This is a genomic window from Tardiphaga sp. (assembly GCF_025356345.1).
Classification (GTDB): Bacteria; Pseudomonadota; Alphaproteobacteria; order Rhizobiales; family Xanthobacteraceae; genus Tardiphaga.
In genome coordinates this window covers 1-17,529 of sequence record NZ_JANXTC010000301.1, presented here as the reverse complement: position 1 = coordinate 17,529, position 17,529 = coordinate 1, and the positions used below count along the sequence as shown (strand labels likewise).

The window sequence follows — 17,529 nt, the reverse complement described above, 5'->3', positions numbered from 1 at the left end:
CGACCGATACTCCGGAGAACATTCATGCTGCCGCTCAAGGGACTGACCGTCGTCGCCGTCGAACAGGCGGTCGCCGCGCCGTTCTGCAGTTCGCGGCTGGCGGATGCCGGCGCGCATGTCATCAAGGTCGAGCGCCCCGAAGGCGATTTCGCCCGCGGCTATGACCATGCGGCGAAGGGCCAGAGCAGCTATTTCGTCTGGCTCAACCGCGGCAAGGATTCGGTGGTGATCGACCTCGCCACCCCGGAAGGCCGCCGCGCCCTCGAGGAGTTGATCGCCACCGCCGACGTGCTGATCCAGAATCTGAAGCCCGGCTCGATGGACAAGCTTGGCTTTACGCTGGAGCGTTTGCGGACCGACTATCCGCGGCTGATCTGCTGCACCATCACCGGCTATGGCGACGACGGCCCCTACGCCCACCGCAAGGCCTATGATTTGCTGATCCAGGCCGAGAGCGGGCTGGCCTCGATCACCGGCGGCCCGGACGGCCCGTCGCGGGTCGGCGTCTCGATCGTCGACGTCGCCACCGGCGCCACCGCCCACGCCGCCATCCTCGAGGCCCTGATCGGCCGCGCGGTGTCCGGCCAGGGCGCCGACATCCGCATCTCGATGTTCGACGTGATGGCTGACTGGCTAACTGTGCCGCTGCTCAATGCCGAGGCTGGCAATCCCCCTAAGCGCATGGGCCTGGCGCATCCCTCGATCGCGCCTTATGGCGTGTTCCGCTCGATGGACGGCAAGGACATCCTGATCTCGATCCAGAGCGAAAGGGAATGGAAGGTGCTGTGCGCCAAGGTGCTGGATAATGCTGACCTTGCCGCCGATCCGCGCCTCGTGAATGGCGTCGAGCGGGTGCGCAACCGCGCTTTCACCGACCAGACCGTCAGCGCCATTTTCGGCGCGATGTCGCGTGACGCGCTGCTGCGGCGCCTGACCGAAGCCGACATCGCCTTCGCCGAAGTCAATACGATGGCCGATCTCGCCGGACATCCGCATCTGCGCCGCATTACCGTCGGTACACCGAACGGCGATGTCGCCTACCCCGCGCCAGCCGCGATCTTCATGGACGGCGCGCGCCGCTATGGCGCCGTGCCCGCCATCGGCGAAGTCCAGAGCTAACGGAGTCATCATGGCCGATAAACTCGATCTCGATCACCTGCGTAGCTGGATCGGTCGCACCGACCAGGCCACGGACGTCGTCACCGCCCAGCTGGTGAAGGGATTGCGCGCCACGCTGTTCCTCGACATCGGCATGCCCGCTCCCGGCGATGCCGCGCCATTCACCACGCATTGGTGCCTGGCGCAGCCGGTCGCGCCCGCCGACCAGCTCGGCTCGGACGGGCATCCCGCCCGCGGCGGCTTCCTGCCGCCGGTGCCGTTGCCGCGCCGGATGTGGGCCGGCGGCCAGCTTGAATTTCTCGACACGCTTCGGGTCGGCGACGAGGTCACGCGCTCCTCGAAAATCCTCGACGTCACGCTGAAGGCCGGCTCCACCGGCGCGCTGTGCTTCGTCTCCGTCGAACACCTCATCACCACGCCGCGCGGCCTCGCCATTCGCGAGCGCCAGGATATCGTCTACCGCGACATGCCGACCGACATGGCCCCGGCGGCCGCCGCGCCGAAGGACGTGGCGGCGGCCGCGCATCGCGAAACGCATTTTGCTGATCCGGTGCTGTTGTTCCGCTATTCCGCGCTGACCTTCAACGGCCACCGCATCCATTACGACCGCGACTATGTCACCAAGGTCGAATTCTACCCGGGCCTGGTGTTTCACGGCCCGATGCAGGCCGCGCTGCTGGTCGAATTCGCCGCCAGGCTGCATGACGGCAAAGCGCCCGCCAAATTCAGCTACCGCGGCGTGCAACCCCTGTTCGATGGCGCGGAATTTTCCGTCAATGCCAATCCGGCCGCCGACGGCGGTTATGAGGTATGGACCGCCAACGCCGCGGGCGCCCCGACCATGAAGGGTACCGCTACTTGGTGATCGCACGCGCCACGCTGGTCCTGACTCTGCTGCTCGCCGCTTCGGCGACGCACGCCGAAGGCAGCATGATGGGCGCGTGGGAACGCGGCGACGGCATCGCGCGGGTCAAGGTGGCGCCATGCGGCACGGTGATCTGCATGACCAACACCTACATCAAGCCCGGCGTGCAGGACGAGAAAGTCGGTGAGCGGCTCGAATTCGACGTCAAATCATCGGGCGATGAGTTGAAGGGCGCCGTGCTCGACCCAAAGACCGGCAAGAGCTATTCCGCGACCATCGTCGTCAACGGCGACCGCATGACCACGCGCGGCTGCATCCTCGGCGGTGTGATCTGCAAGAGTACTGACTGGACGCGGATTCGCTGATCGAGCGCTGCTCTGATCTTCACCTTTCCCCGCCCCTGGGGGACACAACCATACGAGCGAGCATGAGACGGGGGCGCATGCTCGGCGACCGCCGATGGCCTCTGAGCGTTCCCTGTCCGATAGTTGACTTCCCCACCTTTCCCCTGATTGATCAGGGCAATCGCGGCGATTTCAACGCCGCCTGGTGAGGAAACAATCTTGGCCCGCGACAAAGCAACAACCATCCCGAAAGCCATCACCGTCAAGGACGCCACGCTGGGTTTGATCCGCGCGTTCGGCATCAGGAAAGTGTTTGGCAATCCCGGCTCCACCGAGCTGCCGTTCCTGTCGGACTGGCCCGACGACATCGACTACGTCCTCGGCCTGCAGGAGGCCTCGGTGATCGGCATGGCCGATGGCTATGCGCAAGCGACGCGCAACGCGGCCTTCGTCAACCTGCACTCCGCCGCCGGCGTCGGACATGCGCTCGGCAACATCTACACCGCGCATCGCAACCAGACCCCGATGGTGATCACCGCCGGCCAGCAGGCGCGCAGTATCCTGCCGTTGCAGGCCTTTCTCTACGCCGAGCGTGCCTCGGAATTCCCGCGGCCCTATGTCAAATACAGCGTAGAACCGGCGCGCGCCGAGGATGTTCCCGCGGCCATCGCACGGGCCTATTATGTGGCGATGCAGCCCCCCCGCGGCCCGACCTTTGTCTCGGTGCCGGTCGACGACTGGAATCATCCGGCGCAGGCTGTCGCGGCGCGTCAGGTCAGCCGCGAAATCGGTCCTGATATCAAAGCCATGCAAGAACTCGTTGCGGCGCTAGGCAAAAGCCGGAAGCCGGCACTGATCGTCGGCCCCGGGATCGACCGCGCGCAGGCGGTCGATCTGATGGTGCAGTTGGCGGAGAAGACCAAGGCCGCCGTGTGGGTCAGCCCGTTCTCGGCACGCTGCAGCTTTCCGGAGCGGCATCCGCAATTCGCGGGCTTCCTGCACGCCTCGCCGGCGCAACTGTCCGATGCGCTGCGCGATTATGACCTGGTCGTCGTGATCGGCGCGCCGGTTTTTACCTTCCATGTCGAGGGCCATGCGGCGATCTTCGACGGTGACACCACCATCTTCCAGATCACCGACGATGCCGACTCGGCCGCGGTGGCGCCGGTCGGTACCAGCATCATCGCCACCATGAAGGCGGCGCTAATGCTGCTATTGGAACTGCTGCCCGCGACCCAGCGCAGCGCCGCGCCCGGACGGATCCTGCCGCCGCCGCCTGTCGCCGGCGATCCGATCCCGGTCGACTACCTGCTGCATAGCCTGTCAAAAGCCATGCCCGCGGATGCGATCCTGGTGGAAGAAGCCCCCTCGCATCGGCCGGCCATGCAAAAATTCATGCCGATGCGCGGCGCCAACAGCTTTTACACCATGTCCTCCGGCGGCCTCGGCCATTCGCTGCCCGCCTCGGTCGGGATGGCGCTGGCGCATCCGGAGCAGCGCACCGTGTGCCTGATCGGCGACGGCTCGGCGATGTATTCGATCCAGGCGCTATGGACCGCCGCACAGCGCAAGCTGCCGTTGACGGTGGTCGTGATCAACAATGCCGGCTACGGCGCGATGCGCTCGTTCAGCCAGGTGATGCAGGTACGCAACGTGCCCGGCCTCGACCTGCCCGGCCTCGACTTTGTCAAACTGGCCGAGGGGATGGGCTGCGATGCCGTCCGGGTGAGCAAGGCGTCCGATCTTGCGGCAGCGCTGTCGCGCGGCCTGAGCTATAATGGTGCGAGCCTTGTCGAGGTGATCGTCGACTCGGCCGTGCCGGTGCTTTATGGACAAAAGCACTGATGTGACAACGCGATAGGACCACGCATGACCGATCGGATGAAGGACAGCCCGGCCAAGCCGCACTCTTCGCACTGGGGCGCGTTCTCCGGCGCGTGGAAGGACGACAGGCTTGTCATCGTCCCGCATCCGATCGATCCCGATCCGAATCCGATCATCCAGAACTTTCCTGAGGCGCTGCGTCATAAGGCCCGCATCGCCAGGCCGATGGTTCGACGGGGCTGGCTCGAAAACGGCCCCGGCAAGGACACCCGCCGAGGCCGTGATGAATTCGTCGAGATGGAATGGGACGAAGTGCTCGACCTGCTCGCCGGCGAGTTGAAGCGGGTCACCGACAAGCACGGCGCCAGGGCCGTCTATGGCGGCTCCTATGGCTGGTCGAGCGCGGGCCGTTTTCACCACGCCCAGAGCCAGTTGCATCGCTTTCTCAACGCCGCGCTGGGCGGCTATGTGCGTTCGGTCAACAGCTACTCGGCCGGCGCCTCGATGGTGATCCTGCCGCACATCCTCGGCAATTACGATGACGTCTCGCGCAAGAATGTCGCCTGGGAAGATATCGTCCAATACACCGATGTCATCCTCGCTTTCGGCGGCATGAACACCAAGAATTCCCGCGTCGCCTCCGGCGGCATCAGCCGTCACACCGAACACGGCGATATGATCGCCGCGAGCCAGCGCGGCTGCGAGCTGGTGCTGATCGGCCCGCTGAAGACCGACCTGCCCGACGAAGTGAACAAGGAGTGGTTACCGATCCGGCCCGGTACCGACACCGCGATGATGCTGGCGCTGGCGCATACGCTGGTGATGGACAACGCGCATGATCGCACTTTCCTCGACAGCCATTGCTCGGGCTGGGCGACCTTCGAAGACTACCTGATGGGCCGCGGCGACGGCCAGCCGAAGGATGCCGCCTGGGCCGCTCCGATCACCGGTCTCAAGGACGACGAGATGCTGGCGATGGCACGACGCCTGCCCGGCCGGCGCGTGCTGGTGACGGTGGCGCATTCGCTGCAGCGCGCCGAACACGGCGAGCAGCCGGTGTGGATGGCGTCGGTTCTCGCCGCGATGCTCGGCCAGCACGGCCTGCCGGGCGGCGGCTACTCCTACGCGCTCGGCGCCATTGCCAATTACGGCCGCCGCCACAATGCGGTGCCGATCGCGGCGTTTAACCAGCTCAGGAACAATGTCAGCGAATTCATTCCGGTCGCGCGCGTCAGCGACATGCTGCTGAATCCCGGAGCGCCGTTCGACTACAATGGCGAGCGCATGACCTATCCGGACATCAAGCTGGTGTACTGGGCCGGCGGTAACCCGTTCCACCACCATCAGGATCTCAACCGGCTGCGCCGCGCCTTTGCCGAGGTCGACACGCTGGTGGTGCACGAGATCGCGTGGACCGCCACCGCGCGCCATGCCGACATCGTGCTGCCCTGCACGATGACGCTGGAGCGGGAGGATATCGGCGGCGCGCCGACCGACCCGTTGATGATCGCGATGCATCGCCTCGCCGAACCGTTTGGCGAGGCGCGCGACGACTACGAAATTTTCAGCGACCTCGCCGAACGCATGGGCTGTGCCGAGGCTTTCACCGAGGGGCGCACCACGCAACAGTGGCTGCGCTTTCTCTACCAGACGACGCAGGATGCGTTGGCTGCCAGGGGTTTTGACGCCCCGGACTTCGACACATTCTGGGAACGCGGTGAGATCACCCTGCCGCAGTTGCCGATCGATGGCGGCAGTATCCGCGCCTTTCGCGACGATCCCGCGGGTAAGCCGCTGCCGACCGCGAGCGGCCGGATCGAGATCTATTCGGAGCGGATCGCCGGCTTCGGCTATGCCGATTGTCCCGGCCATCCGGTCTGGCTGCCGCCGGTCGACGTCGTCGACGACGCCAATCCACTGCAGCTGGTCGCCAACCAGCCGGCCAGCCGGCTGCACAGCCAGTTCGATTTCGGCGGCCACAGCGCCGCGGAAAAGCGCCGTGGCCGCGAAGTCGCGCGCATGCATCCCACCGACGCCGCGGCGCGCGACATCGCGGACGGCGATATCGCAAAACTGTTCAACGCCCGCGGCGCCTGCCTCGCCGCCATTGCCGTGACCGAAGACGTAATGGCCGGCGTGATCCAACTGCCAACCGGCGCCTGGTACGATCCGCAGGACGCCGAGGATGACATGCCGCTGTGCGTGCATGGCAATCCCAATGTGCTGACACGCGACGTCGGCACCTCCCGCCTCGCGCAGGGCTGCACCGGGCAGCTCACGACGGTGCAGGTGGAGAAATTCACCGGCAACCTGCCGCCCATCCAAGCGTTTGACCCGCCGGTGGCGGTGAAGCCAGGACTGCAAGCGGCGGAGTAATCGCGAGCTGTCCGAGGTGATCGTTTCCCGGACGCGGTGCGGCATTCTTCATGCCGCTCCGCAGAGCCGGGGAACGGAGACCGTGGTGATCTAGCCGCCGAACTCTTCCCGCATCTTCGCCTGGATCTTGGCCATGCCGCCGATCCAGCGATCGTAGTTCTCGGTCTTCTTGCGCATGTAATCGATCACCTGCTTGTGCGGCAGGATCAGAAACGTTTCCGCCTCGATGCCGTCAAGCGCATCCTTTGCCACCTGCTCGGGCGACAGGTCGCCATCGCCGGATTGCGGACCCTTGGGGATCGCGCGCAGCATGTTGGTGTCGACGCCCTGCGGACACAGGATCGAGACCTTGATGCCGTCGGCGCGATGCGAGATCGCCAGATTTTCGGCAAAACCCACCGCGGCATGTTTGGTGGTCGAATAGGCCGGGCTGCCAACCTGTGACAGCAGGCCCGCGGCGGAAATCGTGTTGAGAAAGTAGCCGCCGCCGCGCGCCTTCATCAGCGGGATCAGATGCCGCGCCGCGTAGACATGGGCCATGACATGGATCGCCCAGCTCTTCGCCCACGGCTCGTCGGAACTGCCGCCGGCATTGACCGTCAAGGGATCGAAGCCGCCGCCAATGCCGGCATTGGAGCAGAACAGCGCGATCGGCCCGAACTGCCGTTCGGTCTCGGCGATGACATACGCGATGTCTTTTTCCACCCCGACATCGCAGCGAAAAGCAGCGCCGCCGACCGACGCGGCGACGATTTTCGCGCGTTCTTCGTCGAGATCCGCGACCACCACCTTGGCGGCGCCGGCCCGGTGAAACACCCCGCAGAGCGCCTGGCCAATGCCATTGCCGCCTCCGGTCACGACGACAACCTTGCCGGCTACCTGCATGTTACACTCCCGATTGTTGTTATTGTTTTTCTGAGCGGTAGGATGGGTGGAGCGCAGCGATACCCATCATTGCCAGCAGTGAAGCGATGGATTTCGCTACGCTCTACCCCTCCTACCAATGATATGAGGTCAGCTGAGGACGAGGTCGAGCACGGCCGTATAGTGGCAGGCGGCGCCGAGCAGCACAAATGAATGCCAGATGGCATTCTGGAAGCGCAGCCGCTGCCAGGCATGGAACACGACGCCGAACGTATAAAGCGCGCCGCCAATGCCGATGAACCACACCGCAAGCGTCGGCAATGTGGTGAATACGGCGTCATAGGCCATCAACCCGCTCCAGCCCATGGCGAGATAGAGCAATACGGCGAGCCGGTCGAAGCGGCCGGGGTACCGCAGCTTGATGACGATGCCGGCGATCGCCACGCTCCAGACGCCGGCGAGCAGCGCGGCGGCCATCCAGCCATCCTTCATCTGCGCGAAGAACGGCGTGTAGGTGGCGGCGATCAGAATGTAGATCGCGGAATGATCGAAGCGGCGCAGCCACCATTTGCGCGGCGACACCGGCCACAGATTATACGCCGCCGACAGGCCGAACATCGCCAGCAGGCCCGTCGCATAGACCGATGCCGTGACGATCTCATAGGCGCTGGCGAAGACCGCGGCGAGCACGATCAGCGCGGTGCCGGCCACCAGCCCGAATGACACGCCGACGCCATGAACGATTCCGTCGGCGATCAGTTCGGCGCGGTCGTAATTCCAGCGGATCGCACCCGCCACCCGATGCGCGGTGTCCGTGGTCAGTTGCTTGATCGTGAAGATTTTCATTGGTGGTGTCGACCTGGCGGCAGTAAAGAGCTTGCCCGGAGCCCTGTGACTTCCCCTGCGAGAGCGATAAATCATACGCCGTGGAAGGTCAACGAAACCCCAACGACGTGTCTGCGACGCTTTGACGACATGCTTGATTTCAGCCGGACAATCGCCACTTCTGCCGCATCCGTCTGTCTCATTCCGCACTGAGAGCCCTCCTCCGCATGGCCAGCCTGTCCGAACTCGTCGAGGAAGCGCGCCTCTCCGCCCGCGCGCTGCTGGACTATGGTGAGGGATTGTTCAACCCGACCATCCGGCTCGGCGTCACCGGGCTGTCCCGTGCCGGCAAGACCGTGTTCATCACCGCGCTGGTGCATGGCCTGACGCGCGGCGGCCGTTTTCCGGTGTTCGAATCGCTGGCCAGCGGGCGGATCGCCAAAGCCCGTCTCGCCCCGCAGCCTGACGACGCGGTGCCGCGTTTCGCCTATGAGGAACATCTGCGCACCCTGGTCGAGGAACGACGCTGGCCGAACTCGACGGTCGATATCAGCGAACTCCGCCTGGTCATCGACTACCAGCGTCACAATGGCGCGGAGCGCACCCTGACGCTGGATATTGTCGACTATCCCGGCGAATGGCTGCTCGACCTGCCGCTGTTGAATAAGACTTATGAAGAATGGTCGGCTGAAAGTCTGGCGCTGGCGCGGGCTGGTCCGCGCACGGAACTAGCGGCGCCGTTTCAGGCGCATCTGGCGACGCTCGATCCGCTGGCCGGCGAGAACGAACAGGCGACGCTGATCGCCGCGCGATTGTTCACCGACTATTTGCGCGCCTGCCGCGACGATCGCTTTGCCATGAGCCTGCTGCCGCCCGGCCGCTTCCTGATGCCCGGCAATCTGGCGGGGTCGCCAGCGCTGACCTTCGCGCCGCTCGACCTGCCGGAAGGCAGCGCCCCCGACCGTTCGCTATGGGCGATGATGGTCAGGCGCTTCGAGGCCTACAAGGATATCGTGGTGCGGCCGTTCTTCCGCGATCACTTTTCGCGGCTCGACCGACAGATCGTGCTGGTGGACGCGCTGTCTGCCTTCAACGCCGGACCGGAGGCGCTGCACGATCTCGAAGCCGCGATGGCCGGCATTCTCGATTGTTTTCGTATTGGCCGTGGCACGATCCTCAGCACGCTGTTCCGCCCCCGCGTCGACCGTATCCTGTTCGCCGCCACCAAGGCCGACCACCTCCACCATCTCAGCCATGACCGGCTCGAGGACGTGCTGCGGCGAACCGTCGGCCAAGCGGTGGCGCGCTCCGAATTGGCCGGCGCCGCGGTTGACGTCGTCGCCCTCGCCGCCGTGCGCGCCACCCGGGAAGCGCTGGTGCAGCGTGGCCGTGACAAATTGCCATCGATCCTCGGCACGCCCGCCAAGGGCGAACTGGCCAATGGCGAGGCCTTCGATGGCGAGACCGAGGTGGCAACCTTTCCCGGCGACCTGCCGACCGACCTCGACGGGCTGTTCGAGGGCGGCGCGTTTCGCGGCCTCTCAACCGACGCCGCCGACAAGGCCGACTTCCGCTTCCTCCGGTTCCGGCCCCCGCTATTGGAACGCAATGGCGCCGAGGAACCGCCGCTGCCTCATATTCGCCTCGACCGCGCCCTCCAGTTCCTGATCGGAGACAGGCTGCAATGACCGAACGTCCGAATCCGCGCCGGCCGGCCACCTTCCGGCTCGACGATCCCCATGTCCGGGTAATGGAGGCCGATGACGATGCCGGCCGGCTCGCCCGCGGCGCCATCCGGATCACCCCGGAGGCGGATCCGATGTCGATGCCGGTGATGATCGAGGCGCCGCTGCTGCCGGTGCGCTCCGGCTTTCGCTGGGGCACGCTGTTCTGGAGCGCACTGGGCGGGCTGCTGCTGATGGGCGCGGGCCTCGGCGTGACCCATCTGGTGCAGGACCTGTTTGCGATCAACGACGGGCTCGGCTTTCTCGGCATTGGCCTGTCCGCCCTCGCCACGCTGGCGCTGGTGGTCATCATCGCGCGCGAGGCACTCAGCCTGTCGCGACTGGCGACGATCGAGAAACTGCATGCCCGCGCGCTCGCCACCATCATCAGCGACGACCGCACCGAGAGCCGCGTCATCGTTCAGGACCTGTTGAAGATCGCGCATCGCAATCCGCGGCTGGCGCGCGCCCGCAGCGCGCTGCAGGGCCATGCCGACGACATCATCGACGGTGCCGACATGATCAAGCTGGCCGAGCGCGAATTGATGTCGCCGCTGGACATCGAGGCGCGCCGCCTCGTCTCCGTCGCGGCGCAAAGAGTCTCGATCGTCACCGCGATCAGCCCGCGCGCGCTGATCGACGTATTGTTCGTATTCGCCGCCGCGTTGCGGCTGGTGCGGCAACTGGCGCAGCTTTATGGCGGCCGTCCCGGCACGCTCGGCATGATCCGGCTGATGCGCCACACGCTTTCGCATCTCGCCATCACCGGTGGCATGGCCGCCAGCGACAGCATGATCCAGCAGGTGCTCGGCCACGGCATCGCCGCCAAACTCTCGCAACGGCTGGGCGAAGGCGTGCTGAATGGCCTGCTCACGGCGCGGCTCGGGCTTGCCGCGATCGACGTCACACGGCCGCTGCCGTTCACGGCATTACCGCGGCCCGCGCTGGCGGACCTGGCCAGGGATCTGCTGCGCAAGAACGATGAATCGTAAGGCGCAATAGCTTCCGCCGTCGCTCAACGAGCGACGGCGGGAGCGTATTGCGCCATCCGTCGGCCCGGCTGGCGAATTACGCGTTCTGCCCTGCAATCGTCAACGCAACGCGACTTGATAGCTTTGCGCGCCCATCGCCAGCAGCGGCCAGCGATAAAACGGCGTGTCCGGCGGCGGGTTGAGGTCCGGGGTCCAGTGGCTGATCCTGTCGATCTGGTAGTTCTTCATGACCACGCCGCGAAACACCGTATCGACGCGGGCGATCGGCTCGATCACGGCCGGTGTCGACGCCAGCAGCGCACGATTATCGTCCGTGAGCTGCGCGATATAGAGGCCGGGATGATCCCGGATCAGATCGATGCCCGGATCGCGAAAGCCGATAAAGCGCGCGCGCTGATTGACCTGGAGCACCGGCACCCAGTCGTGAAGATGCCAGCGCAACATCGCATAGGTGCGGTAATCGGTGGTCGCGATCCAGGTCGCGCCTGACTTCCGCATTTCGAGCAATGCGCGATCGGCCAGAGCGCCATACCCCGCTTCGCCACCGATCGGATCATTCTTGCCGATCAGATTCCACGGGCTCGCCACGCAATACAGGAACACCAGCACCACCAGCGGAATGCCGGCGGCGATCGCCGCGATGCTCCAGCGTCCGGCTGCCTGGATCATGCCCGGCGACCAGTTCTCCCGCCGCAGCATCGGCCCATGGATGGCGGCGGCAGCGAAGCCGGCGGGCCAGATGAACATCGGCCAGGTGTCGCCAACCCGCAGCGTCAGCGACTTCCACAACAGATACAGGAACGGCACCAGCACCGCGGTCGAGAGCAGGATCGCGACCGGCTCGCGCTGGCGATAGCCGCGCCACGCTGTGACGACGACCGCGGAGAGCACGACGGGAAACAGGATCAGCCCGACCTGGCCGAATTGCAGACCGAGGAAATCACCGACCGTGCGCAGCGAGGCCTCGTTGCTGGTGGTGACGCGCACGAACTGGAATTTGAATGACGCCCAGTCATGGCCGGCATTCCAGACCAGTACCGGGGAGAACAGCGCCAGCGCGATCAGCGCCGCCAGCCAGGGATAGGGGCTGCGCCACCAGCGTCGCCGCCACGCCGGCACCAGCATGAAAGCCAGCACGGCAGGTAGCAGCATCACCACCGTGAGCTTGGCCAGCAGCGCCAGCCCGGCGAAGGCACCCGCCGCGAGCCACCAGCGCGCATCCTCGCTCTCGACCAGCCGCACCAGCGACCAGATCATCGCGACCGCGAACGGAATCATCGCCACGTCCGGCGCGATCTTGGCCATCAGCAGCCCGTAATACAGCGCCGCCTCCGGCATCAATACGGCGAACACCACAGCACGCAGATCCTGCGTCACCCGCCGCACGATGTCCGCGAGCATGACCTGCGTCAGCAGCATGGCGAGCACGCCGGCAAAACGGACACCGAAAGCCGTGTCTCCGAAGATTGTCGTGCCCAATCGGATGAACCAGGCAATCATCGGCGGATGATCGAGAAAGGACAGCACGTTTTCCTTCGACCAGGTCCAGTAATAGGCCTCGTCGGTGCGCAGCTCGAACAAGCCGGCATAGAGGCAACGCATCAAGGTCAGCGCAACCAGCAAGCCACCGATGGCCCACAGCGAGCGGCGGGAGAGGTTGTGATCAAGAGTGCCGGCAGGCGCAAATATGGACATCGGCGAGCTTTTGGGCGGGCCGGCGACTGCTGTCAAATGGTTGACAAGGCTGGTGCAGAACCCGGCAAATAAGGCCTGGGCATCGTGCCTTGATCGGTCCCGTCACGGCCACCATCAAGGGATTGCATGCCCGAGGCTTTCCAGACAGCGGCCGCCACCCGGCTTCGCGGCATCAGCCTGAGGCAAATTCGGCTTGGCCGCCGCCTCGTGCTGTTGAGCTATCTGATCAGCCATTTCCTCAACCATGCGCTTGGCAACATCTCGATCATCGCCATGGGCGCCGGCGTGGCCTCGCATGCTGAGTTCTGGCAGTGGCCACCGATCGCTGTTGTCTTTTATGGCGCGGCTGCGACTCACGCCGGACTTGGCATCTGGGCGCTGTTCGAACGCCGGCAGTTTCATCACAGGGCGATCGAGCCGCTGCAACTGATCCTCGGCCTCAGCATTCCCGTGCTGATCGTCGGCCCTGTCGTCGGCATGCGGCTCGGCTATTTTGGCCTGCTCGGCCTGGCGCTACTGGGCCGCGCCGTGCGCAGCGGCGTGGAACGCCGCGTCGGCATAATCAGCCTGTCCTACGGCCATGACCGCATCGTTCGCGTGCCCGTCGGCCTCAGCGTGCTCGAGGCCAGCCTACGCCACCGCGTGCCGCATGCCAGCGTCCGCGGCGGCCGCGCGCGCTGCTCGACCTGCCGCATTCGCATCATCGGTAACACCGGCGCCCTACCCGCCGCCTCGGCGCGCGAGACCTATGTGCCCGGCCGGATCGGCGTCGGCACCGATCCATCGATCCGGCTGGCCTGCCAGTTGCGACCGACCGCCGACCTGTCCTTCGTGCAGTTGCTGACGCCGCATGCGATGTCCGCCAACGCGCATGCGTCGGGCCCGTCGCGGATCGGCAGCCACATCGGTGATCTCAATCTCGCCCTGCAACACGATCTGCCTGACCCGCTCCGGTTCGGCATCGGCATCCACAGCGGCGAGGTGATCATCGGGGATATCGGATACCGCGACCATCTGGTGTTCACCGCGCTCGGCGACGCGGTCAATGTCGCGGCAAGACTCCAGGATATGACCAAGGATCTCGCCTGCGAAGTCATCGTATCGGAGGATGTGTGCCGGACCGCCGGGCTGGTCGCCGATCAATTTCCCGCCCGGCAAGTTACCATCCGCGGCCGCCTCGAGCCGATGACGGTGCGTGCCGTCGCCGATGCCAGAATGCTGTCACCGCTGGGTGCGGGGACACAACTATGACAGCACGCGAAACTCCCCCCGTGAACGATCGCCGTCGCTGCGGTACTGTAGCGACACGTTGAAGGATGCCGGCGTCGTCGGGGCAAGGCGGTAAAATGAAACAGGCGGTCCGGGACCCCGATTCTTCAACCTGAAAACAGGTTTGCGACGTTCAGCCGCGCCAAACCCGCTCAAAAAGCGCCCGAAAAGGCGTCAAATCGTAAAATACCGACGTGTTTCGCAGATTTTTGCACGTCGTTTAAGCTATCAAGCTTGGCAATCCCGGCGTAACGTGCGCATGTCGGATATGCCGGTTTGCGGGGACCGACAATTCGTTATTTTTTTGATCCCGCGGAGACGACGTGATGGCTAAAGGTACTGTTAAGTGGTTCAACGCGACCAAGGGCTTCGGTTTCATCCAGCCCAGCAATGGTGGCAAGGACGTGTTCGTTCATATTTCGGCAGTTGAGAAGGCTGGTCTTTCTTCGCTGAACGAAGGACAGACCGTTGAATACGAGGAAGTCGCGAACCGCGGCAAGACCTCGGCTGAAAACCTCAAGGTTTGATGCGACGGCGTGATCCGGATCACTCCCTCGATAACCTTCCAGGCTAGTTTCCGACAAGATCACGTTTCAACAATGTAGAGCGCATTCGGCAAGAGCGGTTTCCAAAAGTCTCCGTCTCTTGCGACGCAATCAGGTTCACGCAGATTGCGCTAATTCGATCCGCGGTGTGCGCTCTAGCCTAACATTTGAAGTCCACGCGCCTGCTTCGGCAGCGCGTCGGCGCTCAGTTCTCCTTCACCCATTCATTAACGGGTTTGACATCGGGCGCCTGCGCATAGCCGCGCGTCCACAGGTCGACGACCCATTCGGTGCCACTCGCGCGATCCAGCAGCACAGCGGTGTTGTGCGGGGTCTGCAGCACCAGCGCATTGCCGCGATAATGCGGATTTCCAACCGTATGATGTTTCAGCAGGCCCCATTCCTGCAGCACCAGCAGCAGGCTGGTGACGTTGCGCGTGGTGTCCCAGCAATCGAAATTATGCTTATCGTCGAAATAGCGGAAATCCGCGTTGGCGATCCGCTTGTCGGTGCCGATCACCGGCCCGACGCGGCGATCGAACCACACCACCGCCTTTTGCACCGCGGCGCGTTCCGCCACCGCAGACGCCTTTCCCGCCAGCAATATCTTGCTCAGCGCAGCCTTGTCGGCGGATGTAAAATCGAACACGTGGCGTCGGCGGCAGACAAAGCCGTAGCAGATCGTCATCGTATCGGCCGCCGGCGGATAGATCGACACCGAAGTATAAAGCTCGCTGATCCCCGGGCTGAGTTCGGTCGCGCGGACGCCCAGGGCGGAACCCAGCAGCGCGCCGAACGCGAGGGCCACGGCCGCGATCCTGCCGCGATAATCCGTCTGCGATGCCAGCATGATCCACTCCAACAAATTGTGCCGAAAACTACCGCAGCCGCTTTATCATGCCAAGGTCAGATCGAGCTGAACCGTGGGTTATCCGGCCATGCCAACGCATTCAGATTACACGCATCTTCCGTTATTCGCGGCCCCCTACGCGGCTGCCGACGAAGTCATCGCCGGTCGACTGCTCGCCAACGCGTCGCTCGCAACGGCGCAGGACGCGAGAATCGACCGCACCGCGATCCGGCTGATCGAGGCCATTCGCGTCCGTGATCATCGCTTCGGCGGTGTCGAGGACATGTTGCGGGAATTCGCGCTGTCGACGCAGGAGGGACTGGCGCTGATGGTACTCGCCGAGGCGTTGCTGCGCGTGCCGGATGCCCGCACCGCGGATGCCTTTATCGAGGACCGGCTCGGTCAGGGCGACTTCCTCCACCATGAGACGAAATCCAGCGCCTTTCTGGTCAATGCCTCGACCTGGGCACTAGGCCTGTCGGCGCGGGTTATCCAGCCCGGCGAGACGGCGCAGGGCACGTTGGGCCGTCTGGCAAAGCGTCTCGGCGTACCCGCGGTGCGCGCCGCCACGCGGCAGGCGATGCGGCTGATGGGCAGTCATTTTGTTCTCGGCGAAACCATCGAGGCCGCGCTCGGTCGCGCCAATTCGCAGACCGATCGCCCGCCGCGCTACTCCTTCGACATGCTCGGCGAAGGCGCTCGTAGCCAGAACGACGCACAGCGCTATTTCGATTCCTACGCCGCGGCGATCGATGCCATCGGCCGTACCGCCGATCACAATCCGCTGCCAGATCGCCCCGGCATCTCGGTCAAGCTCTCGGCGCTGTATCCACGCTTCGAGGCCGTCAATCGCGCGCGGGTGGTACGCGAACTGGTACCGCGGGTGATCGCGCTGGCGCGTCAGGCCAAGGCGTTCGATCTGAATTTTACCGTCGATGCCGAAGAGGCTGATCGGCTTGAACTATCGCTCGAGGTGATCGCCGCCGCGGTCAGCGATCCGTCACTGGCCGGCTGGGACGGTTTCGGCCTTGCGATCCAAGCTTACCAGAAACGCGCAGCGGCGGTGATCGACCATGTCGATGACATCGCTTATCGACTGAAGCGACGCCTGATGGTGCGGCTGGTGAAAGGCGCCTATTGGGACAGCGAGATCAAGCGCGCGCAGCAACGCGGCCTCGACGACTATCCCGTGTTCACCCGTAAGGCCATGACCGACCTCAATTATATCGCCTGCGCGCGGAAACTGCTGGCACTGCGACCGCGATTATTCCCGCAATTTGCCACCCATAATGCGCTGACGGTGGCGACCGTTCTCGAACTGGCCGGCGGCAGCGGCGGTTATGAATTCCAGCGCCTGCACGGCATGGGCGACGCGCTCTATGCGCGGCTGGTCGCCGATTATCCGGAAGCGACCTATCGCACCTATGCGCCGGTCGGCAGCCACCGCGATCTGCTGGCCTATCTGGTACGCCGCCTGCTAGAGAATGGCGCGAACTCCTCCTTCGTGGCGATCGCCGCCGATGCGTCCGTGCCCATGACCACATTGCTGGCGCGGCCGGCGGAGGTGATCGGAGCGGCCGACCGGGCGCGTCACCCCAGAATTCCGAGACCACACGATCTATACCAGCCGGCACGCCACAACTCCCGCGGCATCGAATTCGGTGAACGCGCCGCGCTCGACGCGCTGCTGGCGGAGGTGGCCGCGTCCCGCATCGATAAAATCGACGTTGCCGACGCAACACCGGAATCCGCGGCGGCGGCCGCGCATGCCGCCAGCGCAGGCTTTGCCGCGTGGAACGGCGTCCCCGGCCAGCGGCGTGCCGCCATGCTCGAACGCGCCGCGGAGCTGCTCGAGCTGCGTCGCGCGACTTTCATCGCACGGTTGCAAGACGAGGGCGGCAAGACGCTGGACGACGCGCTGTCGGAAGTCCGCGAAGCCATTGATTTCTGCCGCTATTACGCCGCGCAGGGCCGCGAGTTATTCGACGAGGGAACGGCGATGCCGGGACCAACCGGCGAGAGCAACGTCTTGCGATGGCGCGGTCGCGGCGTGTTCGTGGCGATCTCGCCATGGAATTTTCCACTCGCGATCTTCCTTGGCCAGGTCGCCGCCGCGCTGATGGCCGGCAATGCCGTGATCGCCAAGCCGGCGGAGCAGACGCCTCGGATCGCGGCCGAAGCGGTCCGGCTGCTGCATGACGCCGGGGTGCCTTTCGCGGCGCTGCAACTGGTGCTGG

At 64.8% G+C, this 17,529-nt stretch carries 14 protein-coding genes; 10 read left to right on the top strand and 4 right to left on the bottom strand.

Features of this window, described 5'->3' with window-relative positions; translation table 11 throughout:
- Positions 1-24 precede the first annotated feature (24 nt).
- From Q0S16_RS18485 to Q0S16_RS18465, 5 genes are all read left to right on the top strand, one after another.
- The gene (locus Q0S16_RS18485) at positions 25-1,119 is read left to right on the top strand and encodes a CaiB/BaiF CoA-transferase family protein (RefSeq protein WP_295851191.1); all 1,095 of its coding nucleotides are present in this window, start codon (positions 25-27) and stop codon (positions 1,117-1,119) included.
- A gap of 10 nt (positions 1,120-1,129) precedes the next feature.
- On the top strand, positions 1,130-1,984 hold the full coding sequence (locus Q0S16_RS18480) for a MaoC family dehydratase N-terminal domain-containing protein (protein ID WP_295851188.1): 855 nt from the start codon (positions 1,130-1,132) through the stop codon (positions 1,982-1,984).
- Positions 1,981-2,349: a DUF2147 domain-containing protein gene (locus Q0S16_RS18475; RefSeq protein WP_295851222.1), complete on the top strand. Its 369-nt coding sequence runs from the start codon at positions 1,981-1,983 to the stop codon at positions 2,347-2,349. The genes Q0S16_RS18480 and Q0S16_RS18475 overlap by 4 nt, the downstream gene beginning before the upstream one ends.
- Before the next feature lie 198 nt (positions 2,350-2,547).
- Positions 2,548-4,173: a benzoylformate decarboxylase gene (mdlC, locus tag Q0S16_RS18470; RefSeq protein ID WP_295851184.1), complete on the top strand. Its 1,626-nt coding sequence runs from the start codon at positions 2,548-2,550 to the stop codon at positions 4,171-4,173.
- 24 nt (positions 4,174-4,197) lie between these two features.
- Complete coding sequence (locus Q0S16_RS18465) at positions 4,198-6,528, top strand: molybdopterin guanine dinucleotide-containing S/N-oxide reductase (protein ID WP_295851181.1); 2,331 nt, start codon at positions 4,198-4,200, stop codon at positions 6,526-6,528.
- Positions 6,529-6,618: 90 nt separating this feature from the next.
- Here Q0S16_RS18465 and Q0S16_RS18460 read toward each other — a convergent pair whose 3' ends face one another.
- Positions 6,619-7,413: an SDR family oxidoreductase gene (locus Q0S16_RS18460; protein ID WP_295851179.1), complete on the bottom strand. Its 795-nt coding sequence runs from the start codon at positions 7,411-7,413 to the stop codon at positions 6,619-6,621.
- Positions 7,414-7,542: 129 nt separating this feature from the next.
- On the bottom strand, positions 7,543-8,238 hold the full coding sequence (locus Q0S16_RS18455; protein ID WP_295851177.1) for a hemolysin III family protein: 696 nt from the start codon (positions 8,236-8,238) through the stop codon (positions 7,543-7,545).
- 206 nt (positions 8,239-8,444) lie between these two features.
- Here Q0S16_RS18455 and Q0S16_RS18450 point away from each other — a divergent pair, with 206 nt between their 5' ends.
- The gene (locus Q0S16_RS18450; RefSeq protein WP_295851172.1) at positions 8,445-9,905 is read left to right on the top strand and encodes a YcjX family protein; all 1,461 of its coding nucleotides are present in this window, start codon (positions 8,445-8,447) and stop codon (positions 9,903-9,905) included.
- On the top strand, positions 9,902-10,933 hold the full coding sequence (locus tag Q0S16_RS18445; RefSeq protein WP_295851171.1) for a TIGR01620 family protein: 1,032 nt from the start codon (positions 9,902-9,904) through the stop codon (positions 10,931-10,933). Before Q0S16_RS18450 ends, Q0S16_RS18445 begins: the two co-directional genes overlap by 4 nt.
- 99 nt (positions 10,934-11,032) lie before the next feature.
- Here Q0S16_RS18445 and Q0S16_RS18440 read toward each other — a convergent pair whose 3' ends face one another.
- Complete coding sequence (locus Q0S16_RS18440) at positions 11,033-12,535, bottom strand: glycosyltransferase family 39 protein (protein WP_295851220.1); 1,503 nt, start codon at positions 12,533-12,535, stop codon at positions 11,033-11,035.
- A gap of 219 nt (positions 12,536-12,754) precedes the next feature.
- Here Q0S16_RS18440 and Q0S16_RS18435 point away from each other — a divergent pair, with 219 nt between their 5' ends.
- A complete protein-coding gene (locus Q0S16_RS18435) occupies positions 12,755-13,879 on the top strand; it encodes an adenylate/guanylate cyclase domain-containing protein (RefSeq protein WP_295851169.1) in 1,125 nt (374 codons plus the stop codon).
- 344 nt (positions 13,880-14,223) lie between these two features.
- The gene (locus Q0S16_RS18430; RefSeq protein WP_143576103.1) at positions 14,224-14,424 is read left to right on the top strand and encodes a cold-shock protein; all 201 of its coding nucleotides are present in this window, start codon (positions 14,224-14,226) and stop codon (positions 14,422-14,424) included.
- Between the two features lie 223 nt (positions 14,425-14,647).
- On the opposite strand, the gene Q0S16_RS18425 is transcribed toward Q0S16_RS18430, so the two are convergent.
- Positions 14,648-15,292, bottom strand: coding sequence for a hypothetical protein (locus Q0S16_RS18425; RefSeq protein ID WP_295851144.1), 645 nt, complete (start codon positions 15,290-15,292; stop codon positions 14,648-14,650).
- A gap of 88 nt (positions 15,293-15,380) precedes the next feature.
- On the opposite strand from Q0S16_RS18425, the gene Q0S16_RS18420 reads away from it, so the two are divergent.
- Positions 15,381-17,529: proline dehydrogenase family protein (locus tag Q0S16_RS18420; RefSeq protein ID WP_295851143.1), on the top strand; the 2,149-nt coding region annotated here is incomplete at its 3' end.

What these genes read in the sequence shown, in the direction of transcription:
- Q0S16_RS18485 (WP_295851191.1), top strand. Translation starts at nt 25, where the DNA reads ATGCTGCCGCTCAAGGGACTGACCGTCGTCGCCGTCGAACAGGCGGTC.
- Q0S16_RS18480 (WP_295851188.1), top strand. Translation starts at nt 1,130, where the DNA reads ATGGCCGATAAACTCGATCTCGATCACCTGCGTAGCTGGATCGGTCGC.
- Q0S16_RS18465 (WP_295851181.1), top strand. Translation starts at nt 4,198, where the DNA reads ATGACCGATCGGATGAAGGACAGCCCGGCCAAGCCGCACTCTTCGCAC.
- Q0S16_RS18460 (WP_295851179.1), bottom strand. Translation starts at nt 7,413, where the DNA reads ATGCAGGTAGCCGGCAAGGTTGTCGTCGTGACCGGAGGCGGCAATGGC.
- Q0S16_RS18455 (WP_295851177.1), bottom strand. Translation starts at nt 8,238, where the DNA reads ATGAAAATCTTCACGATCAAGCAACTGACCACGGACACCGCGCATCGG.
- Q0S16_RS18450 (WP_295851172.1), top strand. Translation starts at nt 8,445, where the DNA reads ATGGCCAGCCTGTCCGAACTCGTCGAGGAAGCGCGCCTCTCCGCCCGC.
- Q0S16_RS18445 (WP_295851171.1), top strand. Translation starts at nt 9,902, where the DNA reads ATGACCGAACGTCCGAATCCGCGCCGGCCGGCCACCTTCCGGCTCGAC.
- Q0S16_RS18440 (WP_295851220.1), bottom strand. Translation starts at nt 12,535, where the DNA reads ATGCGTTGCCTCTATGCCGGCTTGTTCGAGCTGCGCACCGACGAGGCC.
- Q0S16_RS18435 (WP_295851169.1), top strand. Translation starts at nt 12,755, where the DNA reads ATGCCCGAGGCTTTCCAGACAGCGGCCGCCACCCGGCTTCGCGGCATC.
- Q0S16_RS18430 (WP_143576103.1), top strand. Translation starts at nt 14,224, where the DNA reads ATGGCTAAAGGTACTGTTAAGTGGTTCAACGCGACCAAGGGCTTCGGT.
- Q0S16_RS18425 (WP_295851144.1), bottom strand. Translation starts at nt 15,292, where the DNA reads ATGCTGGCATCGCAGACGGATTATCGCGGCAGGATCGCGGCCGTGGCC.